Source organism: Pseudomonas sp. NPDC088885 (genome assembly GCF_044750025.1).
In the GTDB taxonomy this organism is placed as follows: Bacteria; Pseudomonadota; Gammaproteobacteria; order Pseudomonadales; family Pseudomonadaceae; genus Aquipseudomonas; species Aquipseudomonas rustica.
Genome location: NZ_JBIVJB010000151.1, coordinates 1 through 6,818, shown reverse-complemented (window position 1 = coordinate 6,818; position 6,818 = coordinate 1). Strand labels below are relative to the sequence as shown.

Here is a 6,818-nt window from a genome sequence, read left to right as displayed (position 1 = left end):
GAACATGGGCGACAGTCCGGCGCCCTTGTACGCCCGCGTCAAACAGATGATCACCCAGCAGATCGACAGCGGAAACTGGCCGCCGCACTACCGCGTGCCGTCCGAAAGCGAGCTGGTCAATCAACTCGGTTTCAGCCGCATGACCATAAACCGCGCCCTGCGCGAGATGACCGCCGACGGTCTGTTGGTGCGCATGCAAGGCGTCGGCACGTTTGTCGCCGAACCGAAGAGCCAGTCCGCGCTGTTCGAAGTGCACAACATCGCCGACGAAATTGCTTCCCGTGGCCATCGCCACACCTGCCAGGTGATCACCCTCGAAGAAGAGGCCGCCGGTTCAGAGCGTGCGCTGGCGCTGGACATGCGCGAAGGGCAGAAGGTCTTTCACTCGCTGATCGTGCATTACGAAAACGACATTCCGGTGCAAATCGAAGACCGTTTCGTTAACGCGCTGGTTGCGCCTGAATACCTCAAGCAGGACTTCACCCTGCAAACGCCTTACGCCTATCTCAACCAGGTCGCGCCGCTGACCGAAGGCGAGCATGTGGTTGAAGCGATTCTGGCCGAGCCGTCAGAGTGCAAGTTGCTGCAGATTGAGAAGGGTGAGCCTTGCTTGCTGATTCGTCGCCGCACGTGGTCGGGGCGTCAGCCGGTGACGGCGGCGCGATTGATTCACCCGGGTTCTCGTCATCGTCTGGAAGGTCGGTTTCATAAATAGAGAGCATAAATGAGTGAAGTGAAGGTTTTACGCGCGGAAGGCTACCCGCGCATGCCGTGGAAAAACGGCGGCGGCAGCACCGAGGAAATCACCCGTGACGCAGGGGCAGGGCTGGACGGTTTCGGCTGGCGCCTGTCGATCGCGGACATCGCCGAGTCCGGCGGTTTTTCGACGTTCGCTGGCTATCAGCGGGTGATCACCGTGTTGCAAGGTGACGGCATGGTTCTGTGCGTCGATGGCGACGATACGCGGCCGCTGTTACCGCTCGACCCGTTTGCCTTCAGCGGTGAGAGCCAGGTTTCCTGCACGCTGCTCGGCGGTGCGATTCGCGACTTCAACCTGATCTACGCGCCGCAGCGGTACAGCGCGCGGTTGCATTGGCTGGACGGTGAACAGCGGTTATTCAGTTCGGCGGGGACGGTGCTGGTGTTCAGTGTCAGTGAGTTGCTGGAAGTGCAGGTTGGTGACGCTGTTTCGCAACTCGGTCGCCATGATTGCCTGCAACTGGACGGTAACGCCGGACTGGTTGAAGTCACCACCAATGCCGCTTGCTGTGTCATTGAGCTGACGGCGCGCTGATTTAAAAAACTTAAAAGATCGCAGCCTTCGGCAGCTCCTACAGGGTGTACATCAATCCCACTGTAGGAGCTGCCGAAGGCTGCGATCTTTTGCTTTTGGGATGTTCCCAACCCACGCACCAACTTGTTACCGAACGCCCCAGCGTGGCGCAAAACCTCGCTTTCGTAACAATCTCCAACCCCCTCCATCAATACCCTCGAAATATTTCATCCACGCCAGAACCCTTGATTCAGGCGCCCTCCAGCCGTGTCCGCGGTTTTTCTTGAACAGCCCTCCAACAAGTTGGCCGCTTGATTGCATATGCTTGTATGTACAAGTAAAGACGTATGCGTATGAGTCGCTCGAGACTCTCCGCAGCGTCCACTGATTCGCTTGTCGCGCAGCGAAGCGCACAGGCTGCTTGCCCACTGCCAGGGTTGGTTTGAATTGATCGCTGAGGAGTCTCTTTCGTGACTGATAACAAAATGACTAAGTTTCGCGACGTCGAAATCCGTGCCGCCCGCGGCAACAAGCTGACCGCCAAGAGCTGGCTGACCGAAGCGCCGCTGCGCATGCTGATGAACAACCTCGACCCGGAAGTCGCCGAGAACCCGAAAGAGCTGGTGGTTTACGGTGGTATCGGTCGCGCTGCGCGTAACTGGGAGTGCTACGACAAAATCGTCGAGAGCCTGACCAACCTGAATGATGACGAGACCCTGCTGGTGCAATCCGGCAAGCCGGTCGGCGTGTTCAAGACCCACAGCAACGCCCCGCGCGTACTGATCGCCAACTCCAACCTCGTCCCGCACTGGGCGAGCTGGGAGCACTTCAACGAACTCGACGCCAAAGGCCTGGCCATGTACGGCCAGATGACCGCCGGCAGCTGGATCTACATCGGCAGCCAGGGCATCGTTCAAGGCACCTACGAAACCTTCGTTGAAGCCGGTCGCCAGCACTACAACGACAACCTCACCGGCAAGTGGGTGTTGACCGCCGGTTTGGGTGGCATGGGCGGCGCACAACCGCTGGCGGCAACCCTGGCCGGCGCTTGCTCGCTGAACATCGAATGCCAGCAAGTGAGCATCGATTTCCGCCTGAAAAGCCGCTACGTCGACGAGCAAGCCAAAGACCTCGACGACGCCCTGGCGCGCATCGACAAATACACCAAAGAAGGCAAAGCGATCTCCATCGCGCTGCTGGGTAACGCCGCAGAAATCCTCCCGGAACTGGTCAAGCGCGGCGTGCGCCCGGACATGGTCACCGACCAGACCAGCGCCCACGACCCGCTCAACGGTTACCTGCCTGCCGGCTGGACCTGGGACGAATACCGCGCTCGCGCCAAGACCGAGCCGGCCGCTGTGATCAAAGCCGCCAAGCAGTCGATGGCCGTGCACGTTAAAGCGATGCTGGAATTCCAGAAGCAAGGCATTCCGACCTTCGACTACGGCAACAACATCCGTCAGATGGCGCAGGAAGAAGGCGTCGAAAACGCGTTCGACTTCCCGGGTTTCGTACCGGCTTACATCCGACCGCTGTTCTGCCGTGGCATCGGCCCGTTCCGTTGGGCGGCGCTGTCCGGCGATCCGCAAGACATCTACAAAACCGATGCCAAGGTCAAAGAGCTGATCCCCGACGACGCGCACCTGCACAACTGGCTGGACATGGCCCGCGAGCGCATCAGCTTCCAGGGTCTGCCGGCACGTATCTGCTGGGTCGGCCTGGGCCTGCGCGCCAAGCTCGGTCTGGCCTTCAACGAGATGGTGCGCAGCGGTGAGCTGTCGGCGCCGATTGTCATCGGTCGCGACCACCTCGACTCTGGCTCGGTGGCTAGTCCTAACCGTGAAACCGAATCGATGCAGGACGGTTCCGACGCTGTGTCCGACTGGCCACTGCTCAACGCTCTGCTGAATACCGCGAGCGGCGCGACCTGGGTTTCCCTGCACCACGGCGGCGGCGTTGGCATGGGCTTCTCGCAGCACTCGGGCATGGTGATTGTCTGCGATGGTACGGACGAGGCGGCCGAGCGCATTGCGCGCGTCCTGCACAACGACCCGGCCACCGGCGTCATGCGCCACGCCGATGCCGGTTACCAGATCGCCATCGACTGCGCCAAGGAACAGGGCCTGAACTTGCCGATGATTACCGGTAAATAAATGCAAAAGCCTGTGGGAGCGAGCCTGCTCGCGAAAGCGGTGTGTCAGTGAACATTCATTTCAGGATGTGCTGACGCCTTCGCGAGCAGGCTCGCTCCCACAGTAGTGCGCAAGATGTTCAGTGAACTCGAATAACAATCCACAGAGGTTGAATCATGGCTGTCAACACCGATCGTGCAAGCAACAAACCGTTGATCGAAAGGCGTTCGATCGACTACATCCCGGAAGCGGAAAGACACGGTCGTCTGTTCAGCCAATTCACCCTGTGGATGGGTGCCAACCTGCAAATCACCGCAATCGTCACCGGGGCCTTGGCCGTGGTGTTGGGCGGTGATGTGTTCTGGTCGCTGATCGGTCTGTTGATCGGTCAATTGCTCGGCGGTGGCGTGATGGCGCTGCATGCCGCGCAAGGGCCGAAACTCGGTTTGCCGCAGATGATCTCCAGCCGCGTGCAGTTCGGCGTTTATGGCGCGGCGATCCCTATCGTGCTGGTGTGCCTGATGTACCTGGGTTTCACCGCGACCGGCACCGTGCTTTCCGGTCAGGCGCTGGGTCAGTTGTTTAACGTCAGCGACAGCGTCGGCATCCTGATTTTCGCCAGCGTGATCGTGGTGGTCACGGTGCTCGGTTATCGGGTGATCCACTGGATCGGCCGTGTCGCCAGTGTCATTGGCGTGATCGCTTTCGTGTTCCTGTTCTGGCGTCTGATGAGCCAGACCGACGTTGGCGCACTCCTGCAAATCCGTCATTTCAGCTGGAGCAGCTTCCTGCTCGCGGTGTCGCTCGCGGCCTCCTGGCAGATCGCGTTCGGCCCTTACGTGGCTGACTATTCCCGTTATCTGCCGAGCAACACCTCGGCAGTCAAAACCTTCTTCGCCGCCGGTGCCGGTTCAGTGGTCGGCGCACAAGTGGCGATGATCCTCGGCGTGTTCGCGGCGGCTTCGGCCAACGGCCAGTTCGCCGGTCACGAAGTCGCCTACATCGTCGGTCTGGGCGGCACCGGAGCCACCGCTGCGCTGCTGTACTTCAGCATCGCATTCGGCAAGGTGACCATCTCGACGCTGAACTCCTACGGCAGCTTCATGTGCATCGCGACCATCATCAGTGGTTTCAAAGGCCACCTGACGGTTACGCGGATGCAGCGTCTGGTGTTCGTACTGGTGATCGTTGGCGCGGCGACCCTGATTGCGCTGCTAGGGCAGCATTCGTTCCTCGGTGCCTTCAAGTCTTTCATCCTGTTCCTGCTCGCGTTCTTCACTCCGTGGAGTGCGATCAACCTGGTCGACTACTACTGCATCACCCGTGAGCGTTATGACGTGCCGGCGCTGGCCGATCCGAACGGTCGCTACGGTCGCTGGAACCTGCTCGGTATCAGCGTTTATGTGTTCGGTGTGCTGGTGCAACTGCCGTTCATCTCCACCAAGTTCTACACCGGCCCGCTGGTGGCGGCCCTCGGTGATGTGGATATTTCCTGGATCATCGGTCTGGTGCTGCCGGCCGTCGTCTACTACGTGTGCGCGAAAAAATGGCACAGCGCGGTACCCGATCAACTGATTCTGCCGGTCGAGCAGAACAGCGTTGTACAACCTAAAACAAGCGGGGCCGGACGCGCTGCGGCGCAGGCCTGATTTGGACGTGGACAGGGCTGGATGCCTCTTGACTGCCGAAAGCCAATTCATGATTAGGAGCGTCACAACAATGAAATCGAACAAGACCCTGCTGACCACATTGCTGTCCATGGGCCTGCTGGCCAGTGCCGGTGCCACCCAGGCTGCGGGCTGGTGCGAGTCGGGCAAACCGGTGAAGTTTGCCGGCCTGAACTGGGAAAGCGGCATGCTGCTGACCGACGTGCTGCAAGTGGTGCTGGAGAAAGGTTACGACTGCAAGGTCGACAGCCTGCCGGGCAATTCCATCACCATGGAAAACGCCCTGAGCAGCAACGATATTCAAGTGTTCGCCGAAGAGTGGGTCGGCCGCAGCGAGGTCTGGAACAAGGCCGAGAAGGCCGGCAAGGTCGTCGGTGTCGGCGCACCTGTGGTGGGCGCTGTGGAAGGCTGGTACGTGCCGCGCTACGTGATCGAAGGCGACGCCAAACGCAAGCTGGAAGCGAAAGCACCGGACCTGAAAAACATCGCCGATCTGGGCAAATACGCCGCCGTGTTCAAGGATCAGGAAGAGCCGTCCAAGGGCCGTTTCTACAACTGCCCGGCCGGCTGGACTTGTGAACTCGACAACAGCGAAATGCTGAAAAGCTACGGCCTCGAAAGCAGCTACACCAACTTCCGCCCAGGCACCGGCCCGGCGCTGGATGCGGCGGTGCTGTCGAGCTACAAGCGTGGCGAGCCGATCCTGTTCTACTACTGGTCGCCAACCCCGCTGATGGGCCAGGTTGACCTGGTCAAACTCGAAGAAAAACCGGGCGTCGACAAGTCCGTGAGCATCAAGGTCGGCCTGTCCAAGACCTTCCACGACGAAGCCCCGGAACTGGTCGCCGTGCTGGAAAAGGTCAACCTGCCGATCGACCTGCTGAACCAGAATCTGGGACGCATGGCGAAGGAACGCATTGAGTCGCCAAAACTGGCGAAAATCTTCCTCAAGGAACATCCTGAAGTCTGGCATGCGTGGGTCAGTGACGACGCAGCCAAGAAAATCGACGCGGCGCTGTAGGTCGATACCTCCCGGCTAACCGCGAGGCAGGCCGGGAGATATGCCGTAAACGCTTGATTGAGATTTCTGATTGAGAGCCGCTTATGTTTCCCGAGAGCTTTACCTTTTCCATCGCCGACTGGGTCAACGGTTGGGTCGATTCGCTGGTCACCAACTACGGCGATGTGTTCCGCCATATCTCCGACACGCTGCTGTGGGCCATCGTCAACCTTGAAGGCATGCTGCGTGCGGCGCCGTGGTGGTTGATGCTGGCGATCGTCGGTGTGATCGCCTGGCACGCCACGCGCAAAGTGGTGACCACTGCGGTCATCGTCGGTTTGTTGTTCCTCGTCGGCGCGGTCGGCCTGTGGGACAAACTCATGCAGACGCTGGCGCTGATGATGGTCGCGACGATCATTTCGGTGCTGATCGGCATCCCGCTGGGGATTCTCTCGGCGCGCAGCAATCGCCTGCGTTCGGTGCTGATGCCGCTGCTCGACATCATGCAAACCATGCCAAGTTTTGTGTACCTGATTCCGGTGCTGATGCTGTTCGGTCTGGGCAAGGTGCCGGCGATTTTCGCTACCGTTATCTATGCTGCGCCACCGCTGATTCGCCTGACTGATCTGGGCATCCGCCAGGTTGACGGCGAAGTGATGGAAGCGATCAACGCATTCGGCGCCAACCGCTGGCAGCAACTGTTCGGCGTGCAACTGCCGCTGGCCCTGCCGAGCATCATGGCCGGG

The 6,818-nt window shown here is 60.0% G+C and carries 6 protein-coding genes; all 6 read left to right on the top strand.

Annotated elements, in window-relative coordinates; genetic code table 11:
• The first annotated feature begins 4 nt into the window (after nucleotides 1-4).
• The gene (hutC, locus tag ACIP1X_RS27200; RefSeq protein ID WP_163013658.1) at nucleotides 5-715 is read left to right on the top strand and encodes a histidine utilization repressor; all 711 of its coding nucleotides are present in this window, start codon (nucleotides 5-7) and stop codon (nucleotides 713-715) included.
• Nucleotides 716-724: 9 nt separating this feature from the next.
• Nucleotides 725-1,294, top strand: a complete 570-nt coding sequence (locus tag ACIP1X_RS27195) for a HutD family protein (protein WP_400755820.1) — start codon at nucleotides 725-727, stop codon at nucleotides 1,292-1,294.
• 464 nt (nucleotides 1,295-1,758) lie between these two features.
• Nucleotides 1,759-3,426 carry a urocanate hydratase gene (hutU, locus tag ACIP1X_RS27190; RefSeq protein ID WP_162130775.1) on the top strand — a complete coding sequence of 556 codons (1,668 nt, stop codon included), beginning with the start codon at nucleotides 1,759-1,761 and terminating at the stop codon, nucleotides 3,424-3,426.
• A gap of 155 nt (nucleotides 3,427-3,581) precedes the next feature.
• Complete coding sequence (locus ACIP1X_RS27185) at nucleotides 3,582-5,054, top strand: cytosine permease (RefSeq protein WP_159811600.1); 1,473 nt, start codon at nucleotides 3,582-3,584, stop codon at nucleotides 5,052-5,054.
• Nucleotides 5,055-5,124: 70 nt separating this feature from the next.
• Nucleotides 5,125-6,093: an ABC transporter substrate-binding protein gene (locus ACIP1X_RS27180; RefSeq protein ID WP_400755819.1), complete on the top strand. Its 969-nt coding sequence runs from the start codon at nucleotides 5,125-5,127 to the stop codon at nucleotides 6,091-6,093.
• 83 nt (nucleotides 6,094-6,176) lie between these two features.
• The coding region (locus tag ACIP1X_RS27175; RefSeq protein WP_400755818.1) for an ABC transporter permease at nucleotides 6,177-6,818 on the top strand (642 nt) is incomplete at its 3' end.

What these genes read in the sequence shown, in the direction of transcription:
- ACIP1X_RS27185 (WP_159811600.1), top strand. Translation starts at nt 3,582, where the DNA reads ATGGCTGTCAACACCGATCGTGCAAGCAACAAACCGTTGATCGAAAGG.
- ACIP1X_RS27180 (WP_400755819.1), top strand. Translation starts at nt 5,125, where the DNA reads ATGAAATCGAACAAGACCCTGCTGACCACATTGCTGTCCATGGGCCTG.
- hutU (WP_162130775.1), top strand. Translation starts at nt 1,759, where the DNA reads ATGACTAAGTTTCGCGACGTCGAAATCCGTGCCGCCCGCGGCAACAAG.
- ACIP1X_RS27195 (WP_400755820.1), top strand. Translation starts at nt 725, where the DNA reads ATGAGTGAAGTGAAGGTTTTACGCGCGGAAGGCTACCCGCGCATGCCG.
- hutC (WP_163013658.1), top strand. Translation starts at nt 5, where the DNA reads ATGGGCGACAGTCCGGCGCCCTTGTACGCCCGCGTCAAACAGATGATC.